At 33.8% G+C, this 26,272-nt stretch carries 25 protein-coding genes; 18 read left to right on the top strand and 7 right to left on the bottom strand.

The genetic code is table 11. The features are described from left to right. Nucleotides 1-71: 71 nt before the first annotated feature. The 3 genes from ccsA to ACSVH2_RS06235 all read left to right on the top strand — a co-directional run bounded on the left by ccsA (nt 72) and on the right by ACSVH2_RS06235 (nt 4,447). Complete coding sequence (gene ccsA, locus ACSVH2_RS06245; RefSeq protein ID WP_438092307.1) at nt 72-3,191, top strand: cytochrome c biogenesis protein CcsA; 3,120 nt, start codon at nt 72-74, stop codon at nt 3,189-3,191. A gap of 84 nt (nt 3,192-3,275) precedes the next feature. Further along, a complete protein-coding gene (locus tag ACSVH2_RS06240) occupies nt 3,276-3,881 on the top strand; it encodes a glutathione peroxidase (protein ID WP_438092306.1) in 606 nt (201 codons plus the stop codon). Between the two features lie 191 nt (nt 3,882-4,072). Beyond that, the gene (locus ACSVH2_RS06235; RefSeq protein ID WP_438092305.1) at nt 4,073-4,447 is read left to right on the top strand and encodes a hypothetical protein; all 375 of its coding nucleotides are present in this window, start codon (nt 4,073-4,075) and stop codon (nt 4,445-4,447) included. Between the two features lie 56 nt (nt 4,448-4,503). On the opposite strand, the gene ACSVH2_RS06230 is transcribed toward ACSVH2_RS06235, so the two are convergent. After that, the gene (locus ACSVH2_RS06230) at nt 4,504-5,004 is read right to left on the bottom strand and encodes an N-acetyltransferase family protein (protein WP_438092304.1); all 501 of its coding nucleotides are present in this window, start codon (nt 5,002-5,004) and stop codon (nt 4,504-4,506) included. A 73-nt stretch (nt 5,005-5,077) separates the two neighbouring features. On the opposite strand from ACSVH2_RS06230, the gene menD reads away from it, so the two are divergent. The 10 genes from menD to ACSVH2_RS06180 all read left to right on the top strand — a co-directional run bounded on the left by menD (nt 5,078) and on the right by ACSVH2_RS06180 (nt 16,854). After that, nucleotides 5,078-6,739: a 2-succinyl-5-enolpyruvyl-6-hydroxy-3-cyclohexene-1-carboxylic-acid synthase gene (gene menD, locus ACSVH2_RS06225; RefSeq protein ID WP_438092303.1), complete on the top strand. Its 1,662-nt coding sequence runs from the start codon at nt 5,078-5,080 to the stop codon at nt 6,737-6,739. 30 nt (nt 6,740-6,769) lie between these two features. Continuing rightward, entirely contained in the window at nt 6,770-8,005 is a 1,236-nt protein-coding gene (locus ACSVH2_RS06220) for an HD domain-containing protein (RefSeq protein WP_438092302.1), read from the top strand. A 124-nt stretch (nt 8,006-8,129) separates the two neighbouring features. Beyond that, a complete protein-coding gene (gene lpxD, locus ACSVH2_RS06215) occupies nt 8,130-9,149 on the top strand; it encodes a UDP-3-O-(3-hydroxymyristoyl)glucosamine N-acyltransferase (RefSeq protein WP_438092301.1) in 1,020 nt (339 codons plus the stop codon). A gap of 18 nt (nt 9,150-9,167) precedes the next feature. Further along, the gene (locus ACSVH2_RS06210; RefSeq protein WP_438092300.1) at nt 9,168-10,556 is read left to right on the top strand and encodes a bifunctional UDP-3-O-[3-hydroxymyristoyl] N-acetylglucosamine deacetylase/3-hydroxyacyl-ACP dehydratase; all 1,389 of its coding nucleotides are present in this window, start codon (nt 9,168-9,170) and stop codon (nt 10,554-10,556) included. A gap of 74 nt (nt 10,557-10,630) precedes the next feature. Beyond that, the gene (gene lpxA, locus ACSVH2_RS06205; protein WP_438092299.1) at nt 10,631-11,416 is read left to right on the top strand and encodes an acyl-ACP--UDP-N-acetylglucosamine O-acyltransferase; all 786 of its coding nucleotides are present in this window, start codon (nt 10,631-10,633) and stop codon (nt 11,414-11,416) included. 92 nt (nt 11,417-11,508) lie between these two features. Continuing rightward, nucleotides 11,509-12,075 carry an elongation factor P gene (gene efp, locus ACSVH2_RS06200; protein ID WP_438092298.1) on the top strand — a complete coding sequence of 189 codons (567 nt, stop codon included), beginning with the start codon at nt 11,509-11,511 and terminating at the stop codon, nt 12,073-12,075. 76 nt (nt 12,076-12,151) lie between these two features. Beyond that, nucleotides 12,152-13,081 carry a UDP-3-O-(3-hydroxymyristoyl)glucosamine N-acyltransferase gene (locus ACSVH2_RS06195; RefSeq protein ID WP_438092297.1) on the top strand — a complete coding sequence of 310 codons (930 nt, stop codon included), beginning with the start codon at nt 12,152-12,154 and terminating at the stop codon, nt 13,079-13,081. 2 nt (nt 13,082-13,083) lie between these two features. Next, nucleotides 13,084-13,443: a nuclear transport factor 2 family protein gene (locus tag ACSVH2_RS06190; protein WP_438092296.1), complete on the top strand. Its 360-nt coding sequence runs from the start codon at nt 13,084-13,086 to the stop codon at nt 13,441-13,443. Between the two features lie 97 nt (nt 13,444-13,540). Beyond that, nucleotides 13,541-14,413, top strand: coding sequence for a succinate--CoA ligase subunit alpha (sucD, locus tag ACSVH2_RS06185; protein WP_438092295.1), 873 nt, complete (start codon nt 13,541-13,543; stop codon nt 14,411-14,413). An 80-nt stretch (nt 14,414-14,493) separates the two neighbouring features. Next, nucleotides 14,494-16,854 (top strand): DUF7619 domain-containing protein, encoded by a 2,361-nt coding sequence (locus ACSVH2_RS06180; protein WP_438092294.1) that lies wholly within the window; start codon nt 14,494-14,496, stop codon nt 16,852-16,854. A 240-nt stretch (nt 16,855-17,094) separates the two neighbouring features. Here ACSVH2_RS06180 and ACSVH2_RS06175 read toward each other — a convergent pair whose 3' ends face one another. Then, a complete protein-coding gene (locus ACSVH2_RS06175) occupies nt 17,095-17,568 on the bottom strand; it encodes a hypothetical protein (protein ID WP_438092293.1) in 474 nt (157 codons plus the stop codon). Nucleotides 17,569-17,772: 204 nt separating this feature from the next. On the opposite strand from ACSVH2_RS06175, the gene ACSVH2_RS06170 reads away from it, so the two are divergent. After that, on the top strand, nt 17,773-18,843 hold the full coding sequence (locus ACSVH2_RS06170; RefSeq protein ID WP_438092292.1) for an IS110 family transposase: 1,071 nt from the start codon (nt 17,773-17,775) through the stop codon (nt 18,841-18,843). A 438-nt stretch (nt 18,844-19,281) separates the two neighbouring features. Here the strand turns inward: ACSVH2_RS06170 and ACSVH2_RS06165 are convergent, their stop codons facing one another. Continuing rightward, the gene (locus ACSVH2_RS06165) at nt 19,282-19,887 is read right to left on the bottom strand and encodes a hypothetical protein (protein WP_438092291.1); all 606 of its coding nucleotides are present in this window, start codon (nt 19,885-19,887) and stop codon (nt 19,282-19,284) included. 144 nt (nt 19,888-20,031) lie between these two features. Then, a complete protein-coding gene (locus ACSVH2_RS06160) occupies nt 20,032-20,523 on the bottom strand; it encodes a thermonuclease family protein (RefSeq protein WP_291251719.1) in 492 nt (163 codons plus the stop codon). Nucleotides 20,524-20,620: 97 nt separating this feature from the next. Here ACSVH2_RS06160 and ACSVH2_RS06155 point away from each other — a divergent pair, with 97 nt between their 5' ends. From ACSVH2_RS06155 to ACSVH2_RS06140, 4 genes are all read left to right on the top strand, one after another. After that, nucleotides 20,621-21,424, top strand: a complete 804-nt coding sequence (locus ACSVH2_RS06155; protein ID WP_438092290.1) for a hypothetical protein — start codon at nt 20,621-20,623, stop codon at nt 21,422-21,424. 68 nt (nt 21,425-21,492) lie between these two features. Continuing rightward, the gene (locus ACSVH2_RS06150) at nt 21,493-21,945 is read left to right on the top strand and encodes a DUF5675 family protein (RefSeq protein WP_438092289.1); all 453 of its coding nucleotides are present in this window, start codon (nt 21,493-21,495) and stop codon (nt 21,943-21,945) included. A 12-nt stretch (nt 21,946-21,957) separates the two neighbouring features. Next, nucleotides 21,958-22,221, top strand: a complete 264-nt coding sequence (locus tag ACSVH2_RS06145; RefSeq protein ID WP_144071029.1) for a hypothetical protein — start codon at nt 21,958-21,960, stop codon at nt 22,219-22,221. Beyond that, the gene (locus tag ACSVH2_RS06140) at nt 22,211-22,453 is read left to right on the top strand and encodes a hypothetical protein (RefSeq protein WP_235893295.1); all 243 of its coding nucleotides are present in this window, start codon (nt 22,211-22,213) and stop codon (nt 22,451-22,453) included. The genes ACSVH2_RS06145 and ACSVH2_RS06140 overlap by 11 nt, the downstream gene beginning before the upstream one ends. Nucleotides 22,454-22,638: 185 nt before the next feature. On the opposite strand, the gene ACSVH2_RS06135 is transcribed toward ACSVH2_RS06140, so the two are convergent. The 3 genes from ACSVH2_RS06135 to ACSVH2_RS06125 all read right to left on the bottom strand — a co-directional run bounded on the left by ACSVH2_RS06135 (nt 22,639) and on the right by ACSVH2_RS06125 (nt 26,245). Further along, nucleotides 22,639-23,061, bottom strand: coding sequence for a DUF6943 family protein (locus ACSVH2_RS06135; protein WP_438092288.1), 423 nt, complete (start codon nt 23,059-23,061; stop codon nt 22,639-22,641). A 1,399-nt stretch (nt 23,062-24,460) separates the two neighbouring features. Further along, the gene (locus ACSVH2_RS06130; RefSeq protein ID WP_438092287.1) at nt 24,461-25,096 is read right to left on the bottom strand and encodes an SOS response-associated peptidase; all 636 of its coding nucleotides are present in this window, start codon (nt 25,094-25,096) and stop codon (nt 24,461-24,463) included. 15 nt (nt 25,097-25,111) lie between these two features. After that, nucleotides 25,112-26,245 carry a restriction endonuclease gene (locus ACSVH2_RS06125; RefSeq protein ID WP_438092286.1) on the bottom strand — a complete coding sequence of 378 codons (1,134 nt, stop codon included), beginning with the start codon at nt 26,243-26,245 and terminating at the stop codon, nt 25,112-25,114. Nucleotides 26,246-26,272: the final 27 nt, after the last annotated feature.

The raw sequence follows: 26,272 nt of genomic DNA, 5'->3' as shown, positions 1-26,272 counted from the left end.
GTAAATGAGGTAGAAATCTATTTATTTCATTTATTTTTGTACCACTTTTTAAAAAAACACTATTCCTTCCTATGGAAAAGAAATTATACTCCTTTTTATTCTCTACACGATTAATGGCGGTTTTGTTTATTGGTTTTGCTGTTGCGATGGCAGCAGGAACTTTTATTGAAAGCAAATACAATACAGACACTGCCCGAATTTTAGTTTACAATTCTTGGTGGTTTGAAGCCATTATGTTGTTTTTTGTCATCAACTTCATTGGAAATATCAAGCGTTACCAATTGTATAAAAAAGAAAAATGGGCAACATTACTGTTTCATTTGTCTTGGATTTTTATCATAATAGGTGCTTTTGTTACTCGTTACATTAGCTATGAAGGTATGATGCCTATCAGAGAAGGTGCGAGTTCGAATCAAGTTTTTTCAGATAAAAATTATTTAACCGTTTTTGTTGATGGTGATTACCAAGGCAACATGATGCGACGCATTTTTGAAAAACCGTTATTGCTCTCACCAGTGACTGATAATCATTTTTCCATCAATGATAAATTCTCAGATATTCCCTTTGAAATTGAGTACAAAAATTATGTTTTAGATGCTAAAGAAACCATTAAAGAAACTCCTAATGGAAATATTTATTTGAAGTTAGTTGAGTCGGGAGATGGCACTCGTCACGAACACATGTTGAAAGAAGGTGAAGTGCAAAATATTCACAATGTGTTGTTTGCATTAAACAAACCTACAAAAGGAGCAATCAATATTGATACCAAAACCAATACTATTTCAGCGCCGTTTGATGGACAATTCATGAGAATGGCAGATAAATTACAAGGTAAAGTAGCTAAAGATTCGGTGCAAGAATTGATGTATCGTTCGTTGTATAATCTTGGCGGTACGCAATTTGTAATTCCTGACCAACCCAAAAAAGGAGTAAAATCATTTGAAGCTAGTGGAAATTTCAAACCAAAAAATGGAGAAGATGCACTCACAGTTGAAATCCAATCAAATGGTAAAAAAGAGACTGTAACTTTGGTAGGTTCAAAAGGAAAACAAGGTGAGCCAAAAGTGATTAAAGTGGGTAATTTAGAATTCACTTTGAGTTTTGGCAGCAAAGTGTACACATTACCGTTCAACATTCAGTTGAATGATTTTGTTGCCTTGAAATATCCTGGAACTGAGAAGAGCTTTTCTTCATTTGAAAGTAAAGTCACTGTTAAAGACTCTACAAAAACGTTTGATGCGCGCATTTACATGAATCATATATTGGATTACAAAGGGTTTCGTTTCTTTCAAGCTTCTTTTGATCCAGACGAAAAAGGAACAGTACTTTCGGTAAACCATGATTTTTGGGGAACAACGATAACTTATATTGGTTATTTTCTACTGTTCTTTTGCATGATGGCTTTGTTGTTTACTAAACATTCTCGTTTTGCTGATTTGAAACGAAAACTAGAAAATGTAAAAAGAAAGAAAGAAAAACTGCTAACAATTGCAGTATTGTTTTGCGCTTTTACTGGTTTTGCTCAACAAGATCCGCACTCCAAACCTAATATGAATTATCTGGACTCTATTTTACATTATAAAGTTCCCGAAAAACAAGCTGCTCAATTTGGACGATTGGTTATTCAAGATGCAGGTGGACGAATGAAACCTATCAATACTTTTTCATCTGAATTATTGCGAAAAGTGAGTCACAGTAATGAATTCAATGGCATGAATCCTGATCAAGTGTTTTTGTCGATGAAACAATTTCCGTTTGCATGGATAGAAGTTCCCTTAATTTATATCAAAGGTGGTAATGATAGCATCCGAAAAATTATTGGTGCCGATGCCAATGAAAAGCTTATTCCTTTCAAAAAATTCTTTGATGATAAAGGCAATTACAAATTATCACCCTATTTGGATGAAGCATACAAAACAGCTAACCCAAACCAATTTGAAAAAGATTTTGTTGAAACGGACAAGAAAGTTAATTTGATGAATAGTGCATTGTTTGGCAGTATTCTCAAAATTTATCCTGTTCCAAATGATAAAAACAATAAATGGCTTTCTAATTTAGAACTTAGTCATGCTACCGGAAATGCCTTGGATACTATCAAAACCGCTTTTCCTTATTATTTAGAGTCTTTGATGATTGCCACCAAAACAAAAAACTATACGATGGCAAACACCATGCTGAATGGTATTGAATCATATCAAAAGAAATTTGGGAAAGCAGTTCGACCATCGGATAAAAAGATTGATTATGAAATACTGTATAATAAATACGATGTGTTTCAAAAATTGCCTTATTGGTATTTGACTGTTGCAGCTTTGATGATGTTATTCACTATCATCAGAATATTTAAAGAAAAGAAATGGCTAGCTATTACAGTGAATGTATTTCACATTATGGTTGGTTTATTGTTTGCTTTGCATACACTTGGGTTAATTGGGCGTTGGTATATTTCTGGACATGCACCTTGGAGTAATGCTTATGAAGCCATAGTTTATGTAGCTTGGGCAACCATGTTTTTTGGATTGGCATTTGATATTAAATCAAAACTAACAGTAGCTTCTTCTGCCTTTGTTACTGCTATGATTTTAGCTGCTGCCTATGCCAACTGGATTGACCCCGAAATAGCCAATTTGCAACCGGTTTTGAATTCATATTGGTTGATGATACACGTGGCAGTAATTGTAGCTAGTTATGGTCCATTTGCTTTAGGAATGATATTAGGGTTCGTGTCTTTATTGTTGATATTCTTTACCAATGAAAAGAATAAAGCCAAAATGGAATTGAATATCAATGAGATTTCATATATCAACGAAATGGCATTAACTGTTGGTTTAGTGATGCTGACTATTGGAAATTTTTTAGGAGGACAATGGGCTAATGAAAGTTGGGGAAGATATTGGGGTTGGGATCCAAAAGAAACTTGGGCTTTGATTAGTATTATGGTGTATGCTTTTGTTATTCATGCACGTTTTGTCCCTTCATTGCGCAACAAATGGATATTCAACTTAATGGCGATGTATGCTTTTGTATCCATATTATTTACTTATTATGGCGTTAATTTTCACTTGGTAGGTTTGCATTCCTATGCTAGCGGCGAAGCAAAATCGTTGAGTTGGATTTGGCAAACTTTGGGTGGTATGACATTAATAGGAATTTTGGCTTATCCTAAGTATAGAAAGTATTATAAAAAATAATTAACTATAAACCATTCATAAAAGACTCTTAATAGAGCATTACTCTGATTTTAATAATAGTAATTTTGGTAAAAATTTTAATCTATGAAAAAACTTGTAACCTTTACTTTCGGCTTATTACTACTTTGGAGTTGCCAAAATAATGCACAATCCAATACTGTTGCAACCATTACTAATTCAAATGAAAACATGAACACAGAAACAAAAATTGAAACTATTTACCAGTTTAAGGTAAAAGATTTATATGGCAAAGAATTTGATTTTGCTTCGCTAAAAGGAAAGAAAATATTAGTGGTCAATACCGCTTCGGAATGTGGATTAACACCACAATATAAAGACCTTGAAGCTATTTATAAAAAATACAAAGACATGAATTTTGTTATTGTTGGTTTTCCTGCTAATAATTTTGGATCACAAGAGCCAGGAACCAACGAACAAATTGCTAAATTTTGTGAAATGAATTACGGTGTTACTTTCCCCATGATGAGTAAAGTTTCTGTAAAAGGGAAAGACATGACTGAAATCTACCAATTCCTAACACAAAAAAGTAAAAACGGTTTACAAGACAGCCAAGTAGAATGGAATTTTCAAAAATACCTTATCAATGAAGAAGGTCAATTGGTAAAAGTATTATCGCCACGCGTGTTACCAACTGATGCTGAAATAGTAGGTTGGATAAACGGAAAATAAATATTTTTCATTCTTATTGATACAAACCTGATGGAGTAATTCATCAGGTTTTTTGTTTTAATAATACCGACGAACGTCACTGCTAGTGCGGTTTGTAGAGTTTTTTATCCTTTAAACGATTTTATTAGAGACACTATGAAATTGTAATTACTTTTGATATTAAGATTTCGATACCACAACACAATAGTAAGATGAAAGACATATTTAACCCAGTATACAGACAAGAATACCTTGATGGATATTCAAACGGTTTAAACCCACATTTGAATATAATTGATAATAAAAATGAAGCTTTTATTATGGGATTCAATCAAGGACGATCAAATTATGAAGGAATGAATGGTAAAGTAGCTCATGGCATTCCTCAACTTATAGTCACCAATAAAGTTTTAGAAGATTTTCTTTTAGCCGGAATGCTCGGAATGAGTATTAATGCTGATGGTTATAATGCCTTTCAAATAGATGTGATACAAAAATGGTATCAAAGCGGAGTAGAGAAATACGATGCTAATCAAAGTGCTTATCTTTTATCCATTTTAGAAGAAAATGGCATTGAATTAATTTAATAACCCTGATTTTTATACAAGAAACCTGATGAAGTAATTTGTCAGGTTTTTTTAATTTACTCCAAGATCAATTGCATTATTACCGAATGCAGCCATCGGTCAAACTTATATCCAGATTCTTTGATGATACCAACTGTGGTAAAACCAAATTGTTCATGAAATGCAACACTGCTTTGGTTCTCAGAGTCTATAACCGCTACCATCGTATGTAGTTTTTGTTGTTTGGCTAATGCAATCAGTTCGGTCAAGAGGAGTTTTCCAATCCCTTTACCATGATAATCATTAGCAACGTAAACCGAATGTTCTACCGTAAAACGATAGGCTTCACGAAAACGAAATTCGCTGTAATAACCAAAACCAATCACTTTATCATCTATAGTGGCCACAATAACAGGAAAGTCTTTGCTGAGTTTATCCTCAAAAATAGCTTGTTGTTGTGCTTGTGTTCGGGGATGATAATCATACAGTGCAGTTGAATTTAGAATATTATAATTTATAATCTCCACAATGGCTTGTGCATCATCGAGTTTGTAAGGTCTGATTGCTATTTTTTCCATTTCATAATTAAAAAGTTAAATGTAAAAAAAACTTTGAACCTTTGTATCTTTGTTAATTGAAAGTTTAAAATAAATGATTTACCCAAAAATACCTTTGGCACAAAGCATCATTGAGATTTGTAATGCCAAAGGAGTTCACGATATTATTATTTCACCTGGTTCTAGAAATGCTCCGCTGACTATTGGGTTTACTAATAATCCAAAGTTTAGATGTTACAGCATTGCGGACGAACGTTGTGCTGCTTTTTTCGCATTAGGCATAGCACAACAAACTCAAAAACCAGTGGCTGTTGTTTGTACTTCGGGTTCTGCATTACTGAATTATTATCCTGCATTGGCCGAAGCTTTTTATAGTCAAATTCCGTTCATAGTGATTTCTGCCGATAGACCATTTGAAAAAATTGATATTGGCGATGGACAAACTATTCGTCAGGAAAATGTTTTTATCAATCATTCTTTGTACAATGCGAATCTTACTGAAGATGCTACTGAAGAAAACGATGTTTACATTAATGAAGCTATTAATGTGGCCATTGCCCGAAAAGGACCAGTGCATATAAACGCTCCATTTGAAGAACCATTATATGAAACTACTAACAAACTATCTATTGATTGCAATGTAACGGGTTTGCTTAAAATTCTCCGTTTAGTAGGTGTAGATGATATTATTGCTTTTTCTACTTTGTGGAATCACAGCAAGAAGATTTTGATTGTAGTGGGTGAGAATCGTCCCAATACTATTGAGCAGAAATGGATTGATCTATTAGCTACTTTTCCATCCGTTGTAGTGTTAACAGAAACTACTTCTAACTTGCATCATCCTTCCTTTATCAATACAATAGATACTTTGATAACACCATTTGGGTCAAAAGAATTTACAGCATTACAACCCAGAATACTAATTACATTTGGTGGTATGATTGTTTCTAAAAGAGTGAAAGCTTTTTTGAGAAAATACAAACCAAGACATCATTGGCACATTGATGAGTTGAGAGCTTATGATACATTTGGTATTTTAACAAAACATTTTCATGTGCATCCCAATCAGTTTTTTAAACAGTTTTTACCGTTTGTAAAACACATCGAAAGTGATTATAAAAACACTTTTGAAACTATAAATGAGTTGCGAAAAGTGAAACGTGCAGCTTATCTTTCGGCTCTTCCATTCTCAGATTTTAAAGCGTTTGAATGCATACTTTCGAGTTTGCCAAAGCATATTCAGTTGCAAATTAGTAACAGCTCGGCAATTCGTTATGCCCAATTATTTGATATTGACAAAACCATTGAAGTATATTGCAATCGTGGCACAAGTGGCATTGATGGCAGTACATCTACCGCAATTGGTGCCGCTGTTGGTAGTAAAAAACCAACGGTTTTAATTACAGGAGATGTTAGTTTCTTGTATGATAGTAATGCGTTGTGGAATAATTATATTCCTAAAAATTTCAAAATCATAGTGATAAATAATGGTGGTGGAGGAATCTTTAGAATATTACCTGGCCATGAAGAAACAGAAACTTTCAACACTTTTTTTGAAACATCCCATTGTTTGACAGCAGAGCATTTAGCCAAAATGTATCAATTTAATTATTTTACGGCTAGTGATGAAGCTACTTTAAAGAATGGTTTGAATCAATTGTACCAACAAAAAGAGATACCGGCAATATTGGAAGTTTTTACGCCAACTCGTGAAAACAATAAATTATTATTAAACTTTTTTAAAGCATTGGTTTAAAATTCTATTTTTACTAAAATTGATACAATCGTGAGCCAAACTAATAAACTTAAAATATTCAACGATCCCATTTATGGGTTTATTACCATTCCAAATACTTTGGTGTATGATTTAATTCAGCATCCTTATTTTCAGCGACTGAGACGAATTTCTCAAATGGGATTATCTTATTTAGTATATCCTGGTGCCAATCATACTCGTTTCCACCATGCACTTGGTGCGATGCACATGATGCAAAAAGCCGTTGAAGTACTTCGTTTTAAAGGTGTTTCCATTTCTAAAGAAGAAGAAAACGCTTTGTATGTTGCTATTCTTTTGCATGATATTGGACATGGACCGTTTTCTCATGCTATGGAGCACAGTATAGTGGAAGAAGTAAATCACGAAGCCATTTCGTTGTTATTTATGAATAAACTGAACGAAGAATTTGATGGACAATTGAGTATGGCCATTCAAGTTTTCAAAGGTCAATACCATCGAAAGTTTATGTTGCAGTTGATTTCTAGTCAACTCGATATGGATAGGATGGATTATTTGAAGCGTGATAGTTTTTATTCGGGAGTCGCCGAAGGTAATATCAATTCGGATAGACTAATTCAGATGATGAATGTAGAGGATGATGTTTTAGTAATGGAAGAAAAAGCTATTTATTCTATTGAGAAATTCTTGATGGCACGACGCTTAATGTATTGGCAGGCGTATTTGCACAAAACCAGTTTGGTAGCCGAATTGACTTTAACCAAAACACTCCAAAGAGCCAAAGAGCTATTGCATAAAGGAGTAAATATTGAATGTAGTCGTCCGTTAAAATACTTCATGGAGCATAAAGTAACGCTTGAAAATTTCTCAAATAATGATTTAAATACCTTTGCACAACTAGATGATTATGATATTATTAGCGCATTAAAAGAATGGCAACATCACGATGATTTTATTTTGTGTAGTTTGAGTAAAATGATTATCAACAGAGACTTATCCAAAATAAAACTGAATAGCGAAAAATTCCCTGTCGAAGTGTTGCAAGAAATGTCAAGTCGATTTGCAAAAGCGCATAACATCAGTATTCAAGAGGCCAAATATTTTATTTTTAAAGGAAAAATTAAAAATCAAGCGTATTCAAAAGAAGCCGAACCTATTCGAATTTTTAAGAAAGACCGAACTATTGAAGATGTAGTGGAAGCTTCGGATCAGTTGAATTTAAAAGCATTATCAAAGCCCGTAACTAAGTATTTTATTTGTTTTCCAAAACTACTGGACGAAAATTAACATTAAAATTGTTTTTTTTATACTTTTGTATGATTGAAACGAGTCAATACAAATCATATGATTCAAATAGAGAATGTGCTTAGCAAGTTTCATCTTATTCTGATTAAAAATATAATCTGATACGATGAAATTTACAGCAGCTCAAATAGCGGGAATTCTTGAAGGCGAGGTTGTAGGTAATCCTGAAGCCGAAGTATTCAAATTAGCCAAAATAGAAGAGGGAACTAAAGGTTCACTTACCTTTCTTGCTAATCCTAAATATGTAAATTTTATTTATTCCACAGAAGCTACCATTACCATTGTTAATAGAAGTTTTGAGCCAGAACAAGCCATAACCACTACTTTAATTAAGGTTGAAGATGCCTATCAATCCTTTTCAAAACTACTGGAATATTACAATCAAGTAAAGTTAATGAAATCGGGAATTGAACAACCTTCTGTTATTTCTGAAAATGTTACTTACGGAGAAAATCTGTATTTAGGAAGTTTTAGTTACCTTGGTAAGAATGTGGTAATTGGTAACAATGTGAAAATTTACCCTAATACATTTGTTGGAGATAATGTGAGCATTGGCGATAATACCATTTTATTTGCTGGTGTGAGAATATATTCTGAAACTGTAATTGGTGCTAATTGCACTTTTCATTCGGGTTGTATTATTGGTTCTGACGGATTTGGTTTTGCACCAACAGAGGAAGGAACTTTTAACAAAATACCTCAAATAGGAAATGTTATTTTGGAAGATGATGTTGATGTTGGTGCTTGCACAACCATTGACAGAGCCACTTTAGGTTCTACCATCATCAGAAAAGGAGTGAAGTTGGATAATCATATACAAATTGCACACAATGTTGAGATTGGTGAAAACACTGTTATTGCAGCTCAAACGGGAATTGCAGGTTCTACTAAAATTGGTCACAATTGTATGATTGGTGGACAGGTTGGATTTGCAGGACATTTAATCATTGGAAATAATGTTCGAATTCAAGCACAATCAGGCATCGGAAAAAATTTAGCTGATGGAGAAACCGTTCAAGGTTCACCCGCTTTCAATTATGGAGATTTTAGTAAATCCTATGTGCATTTCAAAAATTTACCTAAAATTGTTAGCGATTTAGAAGAATTAAAAAAGAATAATAAATAAATTAAAAACTAGATTACAATGGTTAAACAAAAAACCATCCAAAACGAGATTTCATTGTTAGGAGTTGGATTACACACAGGAAAAGAGGTTACAATGACTTTTAAACCTGCACCTATTAATAATGGTTTTACCTTTGTTAGAGTTGATCTTGAAGGAAGTCCCATTATTGAGGCCGATGCAAATTATGTGGTTAATACACAACGAGGAACAAACTTAGAAAAACTAGGCGTTAAAATTCAAACACCTGAGCACGTTTTAGCCGCTTTAATTGGTTGTGATCTTGATAACGTAATTATAGAACTTGATGCTTCCGAATTACCAATAATGGATGGCTCATCAAAGTTTTTTGTTGAAGCAGTAGAAAAAGCTGGTGTAGTTGAACAAGAAGCTGAGCGAAATTATTATGTGGTTAAAGAAATAATTTCTTTTACTGATGAAACTACCGGCAGTGAAATTATTTTAATGCCAGCTGAGGAATATCAAGTTACCGCTATGGTTGATTTTGGAACTAAAGTTTTAGGAACACAAAATGCTTCTATGAAAACTATTTCAGAATTCAAAACTGAAATTGCTGATGCCAGAACGTTTAGTTTTCTTCATGAATTGGAAACTTTATTGGATAACGGATTAATCAAAGGAGGCGATTTGAATAATGCTATTGTTTATGTGGACAAAGAAATTTCTCCAAAAACCATGGATAATTTAAAAGTTGCTTTTGGTAAAGATTCTATTTCAGTAAAACCAAACGGAATTCTTGACAATCTTACATTGCATTATCCAAACGAAGCAGCACGTCATAAATTATTAGACGTTATTGGTGATTTGGCATTAGTTGGAACCCGTATAAAAGGAAAAGTAATTGCCAATAAACCGGGACATTTTGTCAATACACAGTTTGCAAAAAAATTGGCTAAAATCATTAAAATTGAACAACGCAATCAAGTTCCAGTTTACGATTTGAATTTAGAACCGTTGATGGATATTCATAAAATCATGAGTATCTTGCCACATCGTCCACCATTTTTATTTATTGACCGAATTATCGAAATGTCAGATAGTCATGTGGTTGGGATGAAAAATGTTACCATGAACGAAAGTTTCTTTGTAGGTCATTTTCCAGAAGCACCGGTTATGCCTGGAGTTATCATTGTAGAAGCAATGGCACAAACAGGAGGGATATTAGTGTTGAGTACCGTTCCAGATCCAGAGAATTACCTAACATTTTTTATGAAAATAGACAATGTGAAGTTCAAACATAAAGTATTACCAGGTGATACTTTGATATTTAAATGTGAATTAATAACACCAATAAGAAGAGGAATTTGTCACATGCAAGCCAAAGCATACGCCAACGGAAAGTTGGTAGCTGAAGCCGAACTAATGGCACAAATAGCCAAAAAACAATAACAAAAAGTTTATAGTTTTTAGTTTATCGTTGAAAAACAATAAACAATTAACAACAAACCATAAACCAATTAATTATGAATCAACCGTTAGCCTATGTACATCCTGGCGCCAAAATCGCTAAGAATGTCGTTATAGAACCTTTTACTACAATCCATAACAACGTTGTCATAGGCGATGGAACTTGGATTGGCTCCAATGTGACCATTATGGAAGGTGCACGTATTGGAAAAAATTGTAACATTTTTCCAGGAGCTGTAATTTCTGCTGTGCCTCAAGATTTAAAATTTGGTGGTGAAGAGTCGCTTGCTGTGATAGGTGATAATGTTACCGTAAGGGAATGTGTGACCATCAACAGAGGAACAATTGCTTCAGGACAAACTAAAATTGGAAACAATTGTTTGATTATGGCAACGGCACACATTGCACACGATTGTCACATAGGTGATAACGCCATCATTGTAAATGGTGTGGCTTTGGCCGGACATGTTATTGTTGGGAATTATGCCATCATTGGTGGTTTAGCCGCTATTCATCAGTTTATACATATTGGTGATCACGCCATGGTTTCTGGCGGTTCATTGGTTCGTAAAGATGTTCCACCTTATACTAAAGCGGCAAAAGAACCACTTTCATATGTAGGTATCAATTCTGTTGGGTTAAGAAGAAGAGGATTTACTTCTGAAAAAATTAGAGAAATACAAGATATATACAGAATATTGTACCAAAAAAATTATAATACGTCACAAGCAATGGGAATTATTGAAGGCGAAATGGCTGCTTCTCCAGAGCGTGATGAAATTTTAGATTTTATCCGAAACTCATCTAGAGGAATCATGAAGGGATATTCGGGTTCGTATTAAAAAAAGTTTATGGTTTAGGGTTTATAGTTCCAAATTAATCCTGCAACCATAAACCAAAAACAATAAACAATAAAACATTAAACAATTATAAAATGGCATCTACATCAGATATTAGAAATGGATTATGCATCAAGTACAATCACGATATTTATAAAATCATTGAATTTCTTCACGTAAAACCAGGAAAAGGTCCAGCTTTCGTTAGAACAAAATTAAAATCATTAACCAACGGAAAAGTATTAGACAATACCTTTTCTGCAGGACACAAGATTGAAGAAGTTCGTGTTGAAACTCAGAATTTCCAATTTTTATATGCTGAAGGTGATCAGTATCATTTTATGAATACGGAGTCTTACGAACAAATTACTTTGGATAAAAAAGTACTCGATGCTCCCGATTTATTAAAAGAAGGAACAATCGTGATGGTTCAGATTAATACTGAAACAGATTTACCACTTTCTGTGGATATGCCAGCTTCTATTGTTTTGGAAGTTACTTATGCTGAACCAGGTGTAAAAGGAAATACTGCAACTAATGCAACCAAACCAGCCAAAGTGGAAACGGGTGCTTCTGTAAATGTTCCGTTGTTTATCAATGAAGGAGATAAAATCAAAATTGATACGGCTACAGGTTCTTATATGGAAAGGGTTAAGGAATAATTTGTTTCAAGTTTAAAGTTTCAGGTTTTATCAATTAACCTGAACATGAAACCTGAAACCTGAAACAAATAATAATATGAAATTCCCAAGAATACATACATTAAAAGAAATTGCTGAAATCATCGGTTGCCAATGTATTGGCGGCGATGATTTTCCTGTTTATGGCATGAACGAAATTCATGTAGTAGAACCAGGAGATATTGTTTTTGTTGATCATCCTAAGTATTATGATAAAGCATTACAATCAGCGGCGACTATCATCTTAATCAACAAAGAAGTAGAGTGTCCAGAGGGCAAAGCCTTACTAATTTCTGATGATCCTTTTAGGGATTTCAATACTTTGACCAAACATTTTAAACCTTTTGTAGCTGCGAATGCTAGTATTGCATCTTCAGCAACTATTGGAGAAAATACAGTTATTCAACCCAATTGTTTTATCGGTCATCATGTAGTAATTGGCAAGAATTGTTTGCTTCATGCTAATGTAACGGTATATGATAATACGGTTATTGGCGATAACGTAATTATTCATTCGGGAACTATTCTTGGTGCCGATGCTTTTTATTATAAAAAACGTCCCGAAGGTTTTGATCAATTACTTTCAGGCGGAAGAGTAGTCATAGAGGACAACGTTGGAATAGGAGCAGCTTGTACAATTGACAAAGGTGTTACAGGCGATACCACCATTGGTGCAGGAACAAAGATTGACAATCAAGTGCATGTTGGCCATGATACCATAATTGGAAAAAAATGTTTGATTGCTGCTCAAACAGGCATTGCAGGTTGTGTTATCATTGAAGACGAAGTAACTCTTTGGGGACAAGTTGGAACTACCAGTGGTATTACTATTGGTGCCAAAGCAGTTGTTCTAGGACAAACTGGAGTAAGTAAATCTATAGAAGGCGGAAAAACCTATTCGGGAACACCAATAGATGAAGCCAGAGAGAAAATGAAACAATTTGCCTACCTCAAGAAAATACCAGAAATTTTAAATAAATTAAAATAAATATGAGCGCTAAAGAAATCGTTCAAGATTTTTATAAAACAGATGCCTTACTTGAAACAGAAACTGTTGCTAAGTTTTTACACCACGATGCTGTTTTAGAATGGCATAGCAGCAAAGGGTTTTTAAAGTTGCATCGTGATGAAATCATAGCATTAACTGCAGAAATGAGTAAAGCCTATGTACGTTCTAAAATTAGAATAAGTCATATAGTGGCAGAAGGTAATACTGTTGCCTTGCGTTATTCCCATTATGTAAAAACGATTGAAAACCCAAGAGAGGAAATGTTATTGGCCCATTTCATGGTCGTTTGGGAACTTAAATCCAACAAATTATACCGTGGCTATCAAATGAGTCAACTATAGTAAATTTGCAAAAAAACTGTGCACTTGTTACTGAACACTGAACAGTTTTTTCTACTTTTGCAACACCAAAAATAAACACAAATAAACAAACACAAACATGAGCGTTTTAGTTAATAAAGATTCAAAAATAATAGTTCAAGGATTTACAGGTAGCGAAGGAACTTTCCATGCTACACAAATGATTGAATACGGTACCAATGTTGTAGGTGGTGTAACTCCTGGAAAAGGTGGTTCAACGCATTTAGATCGTCCAGTTTTTAATACCGTGAAGGATGCTGTGACACAAGCAGGTGCTGATACTTCAATCATTTTTGTTCCACCAGCTTTTGCTGCTGATGCTATTATGGAAGCTGCCGATGCAGGAATAAAAGTTATTATTTGTATCACAGAAGGAATTCCTGTAGCTGACATGATTAGAGCGTATTCCTATATCAAAGATAGAGCGTGTACTTTAATCGGACCAAACTGTCCAGGTGTTATCACTCCAGGTGAAGCTAAAGTTGGTATTATGCCAGGTTTTGTTTTCAAAAAAGGGAATGTTGGAATTGTTTCTAAATCGGGTACGTTGACTTATGAAGCGGCTGATCAAGTGGTAAAACAAGGCATGGGAATTACAACGGCTATTGGAATTGGTGGTGACCCAATTATTGGAACTACAACCAAAGAAGCGGTTGAATTATTAATGAATGATCCAGAAACACATTGTATCGTTATGATTGGTGAAATTGGCGGACAATTGGAAGCTGATGCTGCCAAATGGATTAAAGCCGATGGTAACCGCAAACCTGTTGTTGGTTTCATAGCTGGTGAAACTGCTCCAAAAGGAAGAACGATGGGTCACGCAGGTGCAATTGTTGGTGGTGCCGATGATACTGCAGAAGCTAAAAAACGAATCATGAGAGAAAACGGAATTCATGTAGTAGACTCTCCAGCAGAGATAGGTAAAAAAGTTAAAGAAGTGATGGGATAATTTCCTGAACTTATTTTATTATAAATAGAAAGCTGCACGTTGTGTGGCTTTTTTTATATATTTGAAATTCAAACTTTTTTATGAAGAAACTTTACACACTTTTAGTTTTTACACTTTTCGGATTTGTTGGTAATTCACAAATAGTGAATATACCTGATGCGAATTTTAAAACCAAGCTACTACAGTCGGATACCAATAATTATATCGCTAAAAATTTGATTGGAAACTATTTCAAGATTGATGCCAACAGTAACGGGCAAATAGAAGTCAGTGAAGCCCAAAACGTTTCTTATATAGATGTTTATAGGTCTTATTATGATCCCTATATTGCTAACTTGACGGGCTTAAGCAGTTTTCCTAATTTAAAATTTTTCAGATGTACTAACCATTCAATTACCAATTTGAATTATTCAGGACTCTCTAATTTGCAAGAACTGTATTGTAACAATAACCTGCTGACCAGTATTAATCTTGCCAATTATCCTAATTTAAAGAATTTTGACTGTGGCGCTAATCAACTTACAAGTTTATCTCTAATTAACTTGCCTAACCTGGAACTTTTATATTGCGGTTCAAATCAACTTACCGGTCTTAATCTGTTAAATCTGCCCAATTTAAAGACTCTTGATTGTGGTTCCAACCCATTTAATACACTGAATTTATCAAATAACAATGCCCTTACTTATTTGGGATGTAGTCAACTTGGTTTAACAAGCCTGAATGTTTCCAACCTATTGAATTTGGAGCATTTGGTTTGCCTAAACAATCAGTTAACACAATTAGATATTTCGGGCTTGACAATGTTACGTGATTTACAATGCCCTAACAATATGATCGAATTTATTGATTTAAGTGATTTTGCTACTGGCGGACCTCCCAATCAAGGTAATGGATTTTATGAACTCCGGTTCAATAATCTGCAGGCCATCAATGTCAAAAATGGTAATTTTGACAATTTTGGTATGATAGCTGAAGGAAATCCCAACATAACTTATGTGTGTTGCGATGAATCAGAAGTTTCCATGGTTCAGAGTTATTACAGCAGCGCTGTTTGTAACACGAACACTTATTGTAATTTTACACCAGGAGGCATTTCCTATACAATTCAGGGAAATCACAAACTTGATGTTGATAATAACGGTTGCGACAACAACGATATTAGTATTCCCCATCTAAAGTTTTCCATTACTGACGGAACTAATTCGGGAACCATAATCAGTAATTTATCTGGGAATTATTCGATACCTGTTTCTGCCGGGAACTATACCTTAGCACCGATTTTGGAAAATCCCGATTATTTTACAGTTTCTCCGGGTTCGCTATCCGTTGACTTCCCAGGCACATCAAGCCCAGTGACACAAAACTTTTGCATCACTCCAAATGGCGTTCGCAAGGATTTGGAAATAATTCTTATACCGTTAAATCCAGCGAGACCAGGTTTTGATGCTAATTATAAAATAGTTTATAAAAACAAAGGAAATCAAACACAATCTGGTTCGGTGTCCTTAGAATTTGAAGATGATAGAATAGATTTGGTTCTTGCTAATCCGATTGTTTCAAGTCAAGTATTTAATTTGTTAACTTGGAATTATACCAATTTGCAACCTTTTGAAAGTAGAGAAATTTTAGTTACTTTAAATATCAATGCTCCTACAGAAACTCCTGCCGTGAATAATGGTGACCAATTAGATTTTGTGGCAACTATAACGCCAACTTCTTTGGATGAAATACCACAGGACAATATTAATACACTAAAACAAATTGTTGTGGGTTCGTTAGACCCAAATGATAAAACATGTTTGGAAGGAACAACAGTTTCACCAAGTATGGTGGGCGAATATGTACATTATCTAATCCGTTTTGAGAATACTGGAACATTTGCTGCTGAAAATATTGTGGTAAAAGATATCATTGATGCCAATAAATTTGATGTGAGTTCTATCATTCCTTTGAGCGGAAGCCATCAATATGTGACCAGAATTATTAATAATAATCAATTGGAATTCATTTTTGAAAATATCAATCTTCCTTTTGACGATGCTACTAATGATGGTTATGTGGTTTTTAAAATCAAAACAAAACCAACGTTAGTGGTAGGTGATACATTCTCTAATAGTGCCGATATTTATTTTGATTATAACTTTCCGATAGTTACTAATACTTACACAACTTCAGTTACTCAGGCATTAGGAAATCAAGATTTTGATTTTGGAAGTATATTTAGTTTGTCTCCGGTTCCAACAAAAAATACTTTAACAATTTCTACAAAAGAACCATTGGTTATGAGTTCTGTAAGTATTTATAATACACTTGGACAAATGGTACAGGTGATTACAAATCCGAGTGAAACGATAGATGTTTCTGGATTGAAAACAGGAAGCTACTTTATCAAAATTATAAGCGATAAAGGAAGTACTACTGGTAAGTTTGTTAAAGAATAGAAAAAGCCCCGATTTCTCGGGGCTTTTGTAATTTAATTTGGAAACGGATTTGACCATTTAATATCCACATTAAGACTACTATCCGAAAGCGTTCTTATGAAAGCAATAACAGTATTTACTTTGGGTTTCAAATCCTCGTGAGGGGTGTGAACTTAAAAGAAAACGACATATAACCCTTACTCAAAGTTGTTACTACCTTTATGGTGCTTTACATAGGAACGCCTGTTATGTGCAGTATTACTAAAGCATATTTTCATTTAAAGAATAACCTAAAGCCATACATTCTTCACTAAATCTATTTCTGAACAATTCTGATTTAAAACCACCTAGTTTTTTCTCTTTTGTACTTAGAACTAATAATTCTTTATAAATTAAACTTAGGCAATAAGGTATTACCTCACTTTTTGGAATAGCGATTAGATAAGAGAAATTTGGTCTGACACTAAAATGTCCCACATTATGATAGTCTGGAGAAGGCGGTAATCCAAAACTTGAGCGTCCAGAAACTCTTTTTTGAAACCTAAATGGATGTCTAGGTTTTCCATCAGGTTTTGCATGACTTTTAATTAGTTCAAAATCAATCCATAAGTGTTCAATAATTCCACCATAGTTGCCATTTAATTTTTCGCATAAAAGTTTAAAAACGCTTCTAAGCATATCAGAAATCTCGTTTGTATCGCGATCACACATATTAGCGTGAAGTCCAATTTCCATTATTTAGTTTTTTAAGTTTTACGTCTGGTAATATTGCACATAGCGTTTTGCAGCTTGGCGATGTGGCGGATTAAAGAAGCCTAAACTTTCGGTTAAACACTGACTTTGAAAGTACAAAACCAACTTCAAATTAAGCCCAAAACCCGCCATATTGCCAAGCATCTATGTAAAAGCATAAATTTGAGTTTCCTAAAAACAAAGATTATGCAATTACATGATGCCTTAACTAATCCAAAGATATTCATTGGATTAGATATTCACAAAAAAAGTTGGACCGTTTCGATCCAAACCGATTTATTTTTTCACAAAACCTATTCCATGCCATCAGAACCGGAGGATTTGTTTCAATATGTTGAGCGAACCTTTCCTGGTCATGAAGTTCATTTAGTTTATGAAGCAGGTTGTTGCGGATTTTCTGTTGCTCGCCATTTTTTTAATTTAGGTTGGCATGTGTTGGTGGTTAATCCGGCCGACGTTAAAACGGGTGACAAAGAACGGTATCAAAAAACAGATGCCTTAGATTCTAAAAATCTATCTAACCAATTAAAACTGGGAGTACTCAAAGGGATTTACATTCCAACAGAAGAACACGAACAGTTTATGACTTTAGCCCGTCATAGAACCCAGATTACAAAGAAACTCCGTCAAACAAAATCGCACATCAAAAGCATGCTGCTCTTTCACGGTATCAAAATCCCATCTCAGTTTGATAACTCCAATTGGAGTCAAGATTTTGTTAATTGGTTAGAACAATTAAAATTCAGTACCGCTTGTGGTGATTTAGCTTTGCAAGGCAAAATACGCCTGTATAAATTCATTAAATCAGAATATTTAGAAATCGCAAATCAAATGCGTAGGCATTGCAGAAAGAATACCAAAAAGGATTACTACTTATTAAAATCCATTCCGGGCATAGGCGGTTATTTAGCCAGTGTTATTATAGCCGAATGTGGTGATTTAAGACGATTTAACAACGAAAGACAATTTAGCTCTTACATCGGACTAATTCCTGGCATTTACAACAGTGGTGATAGTGAAAAATGTTTAGGAATAACCCCCAGAAGTCGCTCACAACTTAGAAGTTACTTGATAGAAGCAGCTTGGGTAGCCATCAGAAAAGACACTGAAATGCAATTGTATTACAGAAAACATCACGGTAAAAACGTAAAGAGTATCATCGTTAAAGTAGCCCACAAAATGGCACGAAGAATATTATCAGTCATCAAAACTGAAACGCCGTATCAAATAAATAAAAATCTGGTTTTGGAAAAGTAAGAATTAAAATAAAAACAAAGTATAACTTTCTTAACAAGCTCAACCATACAAGAGAGATAGACTACAAAACAGCCGTGGTGGTCTCGTTTTTTAGGACGAGAGCCACATCGCCAAGCAGGTAGCTATCTTATTTTTCTTAACAATCATACCGATGCTGGTGGCTGCGCAAGCAGACCACATATAGGAGCGTGAGCTTTAAGAACTTTAAAAGAAATAAATATGAAATAAAAGAGAAATTAATTCGTGGCATTATTGATAAAGTTAGCCTAACTTTTTATGTCCTTGCTTTCAGCGGACAAAAGTTAGTTGCCAACTTTACCAACAAGCCTTGTTGCGGAGTATAATAATCGAAAAAAAAACTAACATATAACCCTTACTCAAAGTTGTGAATAACTTTATGGTGCTTTACATAGGAACTGCTGTTAGCCGTTGTTTTTTTTATTTGTTATTATTTTCAATTTGTTTTTCTACTATTGATTTAATTTCTTTTTCATTAATTTGTCTCAAATCTGAATTGTAAAATTCTATTTTGCAATTATTTATACTATCATATCTCATTTGTAAAGAATTCCATTTTTTTGGAGATAAAATTTTAGTTCTATATTCTGATTTTATTTCATTTGGAATAACTACGTAATTTTTTTCTACTTTACATTTTTTGTCAAATAACATTCTGCTAACAATTTCAGTATTTTTTAATTTTCCGTTGTTATAAATCACAACGAAATAATTTTCTTTATAATTTTCTAAATCTACAATTATTTCTTTTTCTCTGAATTGATAAATTACAAGAAAAATAATTGAAAATAAGATTTCAAATAATGTCAATTTTAAAGGTTTAATTTTAGATACAATTCCTCTATCAATCGCAAGTATTATAATTGCAATGAATACTCCAATTAGAATTAAAACTCCGCCCAAACTTGCTCCGCCTTTTAGTGTTAGTCCGTAAAATCCGTATGGAATTCCAACAATTATAGCAATGATTGATAAAATTGAAAAAAATGTTGGTTTTTTAAAAATTTCGGTTGTTAAATATCCCATTTTTAGAGTATAAATTTCTTTTGGTATTCTGTCGCTCGAAAATAACGGCTAACTTGTATATATCTTCTTAACGCCTGTAAGGGGTTGTAATTATTGGTACTCTTTAATTTTTAAAACCCTCTGGTACAACATAAGTACAACAAATCAGAATACTTTTATTTGACTATAGATCCCAATATTATTAAGCTGCGCTTGGCGGTTCATCGCTTGATACTCTGCTAGCTTGCCACAATAATATTGTTGGGTTGCTTTAGCATACCCATTTTGTAAAAGTAATTCATTTAAACATAATCCACTAGGCAAAATTACATACCCTAATTGCCTGTTCCAGTAGTCGTAATAGTTCTCCTGTTCCGTAATGATAGTTACAACCGTTTTTGGCGGTGCAACCGACAAAACGAAGTGCAAGGATTGCAAACCAAATTGGAGCAATAATTGGGCAGGTAAACTGCTTTTCTCTTCGTCCTCTTTCATCTTCCTATTAATCTTTACTTCTGGTGCATCCAAGCCATAAAGACGGATTTCTTTTTTCATTTGAGTGAAACGATTGCAAATGATTATGCTATCTCCATCAAGCACTTCTTCAATTTGCCAATGGGTTTCCACTATGTACGGTGCTTTTGCGTTGTATTGCATTGATTTACAGTATTTTAAGTTATTGATAATCAAAGATAATCATTGAAATTTGTCTTATGAATTTAATCTAATTATTAACTTTTTAAATCTTAAAAAAATGGCAAGACAAAAAGGTGTTATTAAGTATGTTGGAACTCTTGGGGATATCCGACACTTCAAAATCAAAGGACAGGAAGGCTACTTCGCTGGAATGGTTGGTGGACCAACTGGTGACCAAGTGAACACAGCTCCTGAATTTGAGAGAACTCGTGAGAATATGAACGAATTTGGCGCTTGTGCCAAAGCTGGAAAATCTGTTCGTACTGGTTTATCTCAAGTAATGAAACAAATGGCGGACAGCCAAGTAACTGGAAGATTGACTTCAATTATGAAGAAAATCAACCTTGAAGACCAAACGGAAGCCAGAGGTTACCGTAAAATTGAAATCTCCACACAAAGAAATTACTTAAAAGGTTTCGAGTTTGACAAAAACTCTTCTTTCAATGGTATTTTCAACGCTCCTTACTCATTAACTCATACAGTTGATAGAGAAAGCGGAGAGTTTGTTGTTGATGCTTTTAACCCAGCGAATTTGGTTAATGCTCCATCTGGTGCAACTCACTTTCGTTTGATTTCTTCACTTTCAGTAGTGAGTGATTTTGAATACAACGCTACCACAAACAGCTACGATCCTATGGATGCAGCATTGAATGAGGTAAACGATATTCAATACAGTCCTTTCTTGGATTTGTACGCTCCAGTTCCTGCCACTACAATTGTTGCAACTTTACCTGGTGGAGTTCTTCCAACGGTAAACACAACCGTTTTGCAGTGCATCGGAATTGAGTTCTACCAACAAGTGGGACCAAATTACTACTTGTTTTCCAGTGGTAACTGCTTGAAAGTTGAGGATGCTTTTTAGAAAAACCTTCCGAAAATCCCTCACCAAAAGTGAGGGATTTTTTATTTAATCTCCAATCTATCACAATTATGGAAACTAAAATAATAAGAGTAGCCCAGGGCAAAGAAAGCACTTTGAGCCAATTGTACATTAACGGAATATTTCAATGCTATTTGTTAGAGGATAAAATAAGAGAAGTGAAAATCCCTTCACAAACTGCTATTCCAAAAGGAGTATTTAGTTTGAAGTTGAACACTTTCGGAGCTAAAAATGTGGATTACAAAAAAGCTTTTGGAAAGCTGCACCAAGGAATGATTGAAATTACTGGTTTACCAAATTTCAGCTTTGTTTATATCCATACCGGAAACACTATCAAAGAAACTGCCGGTTGTCCGCTTTGTGGTTTTGGTTTCCAGTTTGTTGATGGCAATTTTCAAGTTACTCAAAGTGTTGCAGCTTACAAAATGATTTATCCAAAATTGGTAGCATTGGCAAAAGTTGAAAACAATGCAATGATCATTGAAAATAATTTTCAATTCTAAAAAGTCCAAAAAATGGAAAATATCAACATCATCGCTACACTTTTTGGAACGTTAATCACCTTGTTACTCTCGATTGTGGCTTATTTTATCAAGCAATTACACACTGATTTTAAGAGTATGGAGAAAGATTTGATTGAAGTAAAAACGATGGCTTTAATCATCAAAACCGAGTTCAAAAGTGGGAACGACTTACTGAACCAGAAAGTAGAATACATCGAAAAAAGAGTACACAATTTAGAATTATCAATTTATAAAAATCAAGATTATGAAAAATAATAAAATGAATTTAGTAGAAAGAACCTTGGCACCAACTCCAAAATGGTTTAAAATTCTTCGCACTGTTGGAATTGCCTTGGCAAGTGTTGGCGGAATTATCATCGCTTCGCCTATTGCTTTACCTGTTGGATTAGTTTCGGCTGCTGGTTACTTGGTTCTGGGTGGTAGTATTATTTCAGTAGTTTCTCAAACTGCTGTAAAATCGGAAGAAGAACCGAAAACAAACCCTTAAAAACGGTTGAAAACAACGTTGAAAGCTCCATTTATTGGAGCTTTTTTTGTTTTTAGCAGTCAATAAAAGTAGATTGCTTTGCTTTTCTTCGATTTATTTAAGTGGTGCAATCATATTGCACTTATGCGTTGGTTTGCTTGGGAATAAGGCGCAATCAATCCTAGTCCGCAAGGACCAGGATTGTTTTATTTTCTGCAATAACGGTATAAAATGGCTTTGCGGATGTCATTTATGAGCATCATATCCTCTTTGTACTGTTTTTCTTTTTTCTCCAGAAGTTTGAGAGCTGCAACATTTTTTTGGTGCTGCTCGTGTTCGACCATCATTAAACTGGCTTGTGGATTGAATTGTTTTTTGAAATCTGGAAGACGCAAAAACGAAATAACCGAACCTACTAAATACTGATGCCAGAATTTTGTTTGCCATAAACTATATGCAATGAAAAAAAGGCTTTCGCAGTCCTCTTCGTTTTGAAAAATGATAACAAAACTGTTAGTAAATGGCGTTTTTTGTGGTTTTCCGCTGTTCATCCCCTTGTTAAGTACAAATAAATGGGGTTTTGTGTAAACGGTGTCTTTTCGGTGGGTCTTGATGATGAAATTTAGCATAACATTCGGCTTTAAAAATGGGTTAGATTTTCAATTTTCCGCAGGGTTTCGGTTGAAAGACCAATGTGCCTCGCTACGCTCCGCCCATTAAATTTTTCAAAAGAAAAAAAAGAAAAAAAGAAAGCCAGTCGTTCAAGTGGAAGGTTTCAAAAAAGCAAGTTTTTTTGAAAAAATACTACCCGATACATCTGCGGAAGAGTGGGCGTGAAGTCGGAAATGAATGTTATTGCGAACCGTTATGGGTGGAGATTTTTTCAAAAACCCGTAGGGCTTGAACTTGCTTTTTTGTAAACCTGGAACTTACCTTTGCTCTCTTTTTTTTTATTTTTTGTTTTGATTTCATTTACCAAAAGTCATCGTATAATCGGAATTTGTTTGAAGGATTGGGAGTTGATTTGGAAGAGGGTCGTCATCGGAAAGGGTGTGGATTTTCAAAACAGAAAAAAGAAATATTAAATCCATTCCAATTATTTTTCTGTTTTGAAAATCCACACTCTTTCTTGGACTTGATTTTGTGGGTATTGAAAATCACTTTACGGAGGTTTTTCTATTATAATGCGAAAGTTTCAAGTGATTTTCAATACTTACAAAAACAATGAAAAAATAATACCTAGTGCGATGGGGCAGTAGCGCAAGCAAGTGTGTGGTTTTTTATTTGCTTACTGGGGTGTTTCTGATTGCTTTAGTGGAAAAGTCGATGCCATAGACTTGAAAGAAAGACAATGCTTCAGGCTGGTCGATATTATGTTATGGAACGGTATGGCATCGGCTTTTCCGCTGAAGCAATTAATTCTTGTTTTGTGGCAAATAAATAACCACACTCTTGCTGGCTTCTCTTGATTTTGTGGGTGACGCAAATTGCTTATTCCTATGTCGTGAATGTTAGAAATGGAGTTGATAAGCAATTTGCGACACGCACAAAAACAATGCAAAAACTTACCGCTTTAAACATCAAGTTGCTAAAAACAGTGACCGTGAACGTCCTTGAAACTAGGTAGTTCAGTAAAAGTTCTTATGAAATGGCGAACGTTGTTAATGACAGTGGCGAAGGATGGTCTTTTTTATTGCAGGCCGGTGCGAGGAAGCAATAAAAAAGACTGTCCTGGAGCCACTGTCTTGCGCGTTGGGTGTGGCGGCTGTTTTACATAAATGATATTATAGCTTCATTGCAAAAACCAAAAAAACAATATAAAAGCTTTGTAATGAACTATAATACTCAATTATGTAACACAGCTTGGGGAAAAAAATTACTGGCGCGAGTTGCGAAGCGTACGTGTTTTTGTACCAAAAACCGTGACAGTAATTTTTTTTGGAGCGATGGCAAAGGTGTGCCTTCTGAAATGCAAATCGTTCTTTTACCACCGAACTTTTAGTGGTTTCTTTTAAACGAATTAGGTCATTAGAAAAGAGAATTTTGATTTAGGTTTTTAGCAACCAAATTTACTTCGTAAGGAAAAGCAAATTCTTGTATTGGGTGATGTTCTAACCATTTTATTTCGTCTTCTGGTTTTAATATTATTGGCATACGTTTTTTGATGTTGTGTATTTCTGCCATTAATCGATTGGCTTCTGTAGTAACAATTGTATAGGTGTTTTTTATTTCTCCAGTTATAGTATCAATCCATTGGGAGTATAATCCTGCGAATGCAAATAGATCATCATTACCAATTCCTATTGCAAATTTGTTTTTATTTTTTCCTTTACTATCAAGCCATTGCCATTCATAAAAACCATTAGCAATAACAAGACAACGTTTGTTTACAGAATTTCTGAACGAAGGTTTTTCTACAACTGTTTCTATTCTTGCATTTAGAGTAAATTTTTTGATTTCATCATCTTTGGACCAGGAAGGAATTAAGCCCCAACCATAATTTGCAATGATTTGTGGTGTTTCATCTATTATTATTGGAGTTAATGGATAATCAAAACCATTAATGCTTTCTCGTGGTTTAAACACAGTAATATTGTCGATTTTAGCATTAAATCTATTTTCGACTTCAGTTGCAGCTTTTGATTGTTTGGAATGGAAACACATTTATTATTAAAGAAGTTATTCGTTAAAAAAAAGTCCTTTTTTAAAAATTTCTGGATGAGTTGAAAATTTAATATCAAAAGTGTTTCTTTGCCAAATTCTTGTTTCAAACTTATATTTTTCATTTTTTGGAACTTCGTGCATTTGATCATATAAATCTGGAGTTAAGTCATTATTAGTTATTAGCCAATATCCATCAACATTATGTTCAACTATTCTAGTTACCCAATCAGGAATTGTTCGTGGAGATATGCTATTTTCTGAAAATTTACATTGAACTAACCATTTTTTGGTCAATTTTGTGCCAAATGTATCATTAGTTTCCTCAATAACAATGAAATCTCTTCCTCTATCACCTGCTCTTGTTTTACCGATAGTTTCTACAATTGTAATATTTTTTTCCAATGGTAATATAGTTTCAACTAGCTTTTCAAAATAATCCCCTTTATCATCTTTTAGTTTTTTCCAATCAACTTTATTTACTGGAATAAATTCAAAAAATGGTTTAGCTTCTGCTAATTTGGAAGTTAATATAGCTCTTTCAATTTCTTCTGTATCTGATATTAAAGTGGCTGAAATTAAAAATTTAGTTTCACCAGTGTCAATAATTAATATTGTTCCAGATTTGTTTATATAATATTTTTCTATTGAAGAGTTTATGTGATAATTTAAATCTCTAATTATTTCTTTAATATTTTGATAAAATTGAATATTAAAAGTAAATGTTTCTTCTTTAACTTTTACTAACAAAAACTCATATCCTTCATAAATGTAATCAACTGATATTAATTCGCTTAATTGATCAATTATCTCCTTTGGTAAATATTGCTCGTTTGCAACATTGCTAATAATTGCTCTAGATTTATTATCATCAATATAAAAACCTTGCACAACATTTTGAACTGTAGTTATATTTCCCTGTGCATTAGTAAAATTATTAGTAGTATATTTTTTAAATCCATATTGAGAAATATTTTCTTCTAATAAATGATATTCTGAATTTTCTAAAATATATTGATTACAACTACCTCCACATTCACCCCAAAAATAATTTCTAATACATTCAGTATTTGTAAATTCTACAGATAGTCCTCTTTGTATTTCATCAGTTGTTAAGAAATTATCTAATTCGGGGCATTTATTTTTTTGCATAATATAAATTTATTTTAAAGTAATTTT

This window comes from Flavobacterium sp. RSB2_4_14 (genome assembly GCF_051547085.1).
GTDB lineage: Bacteria > Bacteroidota > Bacteroidia > Flavobacteriales > Flavobacteriaceae > Flavobacterium.
Note: the sequence above shows the minus strand (reverse complement) of the source record. Positions and strands in the feature narration are given on the sequence as shown.

Coding starts and splice junctions, on each gene's coding strand:
- ccsA (WP_438092307.1), top strand. CDS start 72: ATGGAAAAGAAATTATACTCCTTTTTATTCTCTACACGATTAATGGCG.
- ACSVH2_RS06240 (WP_438092306.1), top strand. CDS start 3,276: ATGAAAAAACTTGTAACCTTTACTTTCGGCTTATTACTACTTTGGAGT.
- ACSVH2_RS06235 (WP_438092305.1), top strand. CDS start 4,073: ATGAAAGACATATTTAACCCAGTATACAGACAAGAATACCTTGATGGA.
- ACSVH2_RS06230 (WP_438092304.1), bottom strand. CDS start 5,004: ATGGAAAAAATAGCAATCAGACCTTACAAACTCGATGATGCACAAGCC.
- menD (WP_438092303.1), top strand. CDS start 5,078: ATGATTTACCCAAAAATACCTTTGGCACAAAGCATCATTGAGATTTGT.
- lpxD (WP_438092301.1), top strand. CDS start 8,130: ATGAAATTTACAGCAGCTCAAATAGCGGGAATTCTTGAAGGCGAGGTT.
- ACSVH2_RS06210 (WP_438092300.1), top strand. CDS start 9,168: ATGGTTAAACAAAAAACCATCCAAAACGAGATTTCATTGTTAGGAGTT.
- lpxA (WP_438092299.1), top strand. CDS start 10,631: ATGAATCAACCGTTAGCCTATGTACATCCTGGCGCCAAAATCGCTAAG.
- efp (WP_438092298.1), top strand. CDS start 11,509: ATGGCATCTACATCAGATATTAGAAATGGATTATGCATCAAGTACAAT.
- ACSVH2_RS06195 (WP_438092297.1), top strand. CDS start 12,152: ATGAAATTCCCAAGAATACATACATTAAAAGAAATTGCTGAAATCATC.
- ACSVH2_RS06190 (WP_438092296.1), top strand. CDS start 13,084: ATGAGCGCTAAAGAAATCGTTCAAGATTTTTATAAAACAGATGCCTTA.
- sucD (WP_438092295.1), top strand. CDS start 13,541: ATGAGCGTTTTAGTTAATAAAGATTCAAAAATAATAGTTCAAGGATTT.
- ACSVH2_RS06180 (WP_438092294.1), top strand. CDS start 14,494: ATGAAGAAACTTTACACACTTTTAGTTTTTACACTTTTCGGATTTGTT.
- ACSVH2_RS06175 (WP_438092293.1), bottom strand. CDS start 17,568: ATGGAAATTGGACTTCACGCTAATATGTGTGATCGCGATACAAACGAG.
- ACSVH2_RS06170 (WP_438092292.1), top strand. CDS start 17,773: ATGCAATTACATGATGCCTTAACTAATCCAAAGATATTCATTGGATTA.
- ACSVH2_RS06165 (WP_438092291.1), bottom strand. CDS start 19,887: ATGGGATATTTAACAACCGAAATTTTTAAAAAACCAACATTTTTTTCA.
- ACSVH2_RS06160 (WP_291251719.1), bottom strand. CDS start 20,523: ATGCAATACAACGCAAAAGCACCGTACATAGTGGAAACCCATTGGCAA.
- ACSVH2_RS06155 (WP_438092290.1), top strand. CDS start 20,621: ATGGCAAGACAAAAAGGTGTTATTAAGTATGTTGGAACTCTTGGGGAT.
- ACSVH2_RS06150 (WP_438092289.1), top strand. CDS start 21,493: ATGGAAACTAAAATAATAAGAGTAGCCCAGGGCAAAGAAAGCACTTTG.
- ACSVH2_RS06145 (WP_144071029.1), top strand. CDS start 21,958: ATGGAAAATATCAACATCATCGCTACACTTTTTGGAACGTTAATCACC.
- ACSVH2_RS06140 (WP_235893295.1), top strand. CDS start 22,211: ATGAAAAATAATAAAATGAATTTAGTAGAAAGAACCTTGGCACCAACT.
- ACSVH2_RS06135 (WP_438092288.1), bottom strand. CDS start 23,061: ATGCTAAATTTCATCATCAAGACCCACCGAAAAGACACCGTTTACACA.
- ACSVH2_RS06130 (WP_438092287.1), bottom strand. CDS start 25,096: ATGTGTTTCCATTCCAAACAATCAAAAGCTGCAACTGAAGTCGAAAAT.
- ACSVH2_RS06125 (WP_438092286.1), bottom strand. CDS start 26,245: ATGCAAAAAAATAAATGCCCCGAATTAGATAATTTCTTAACAACTGAT.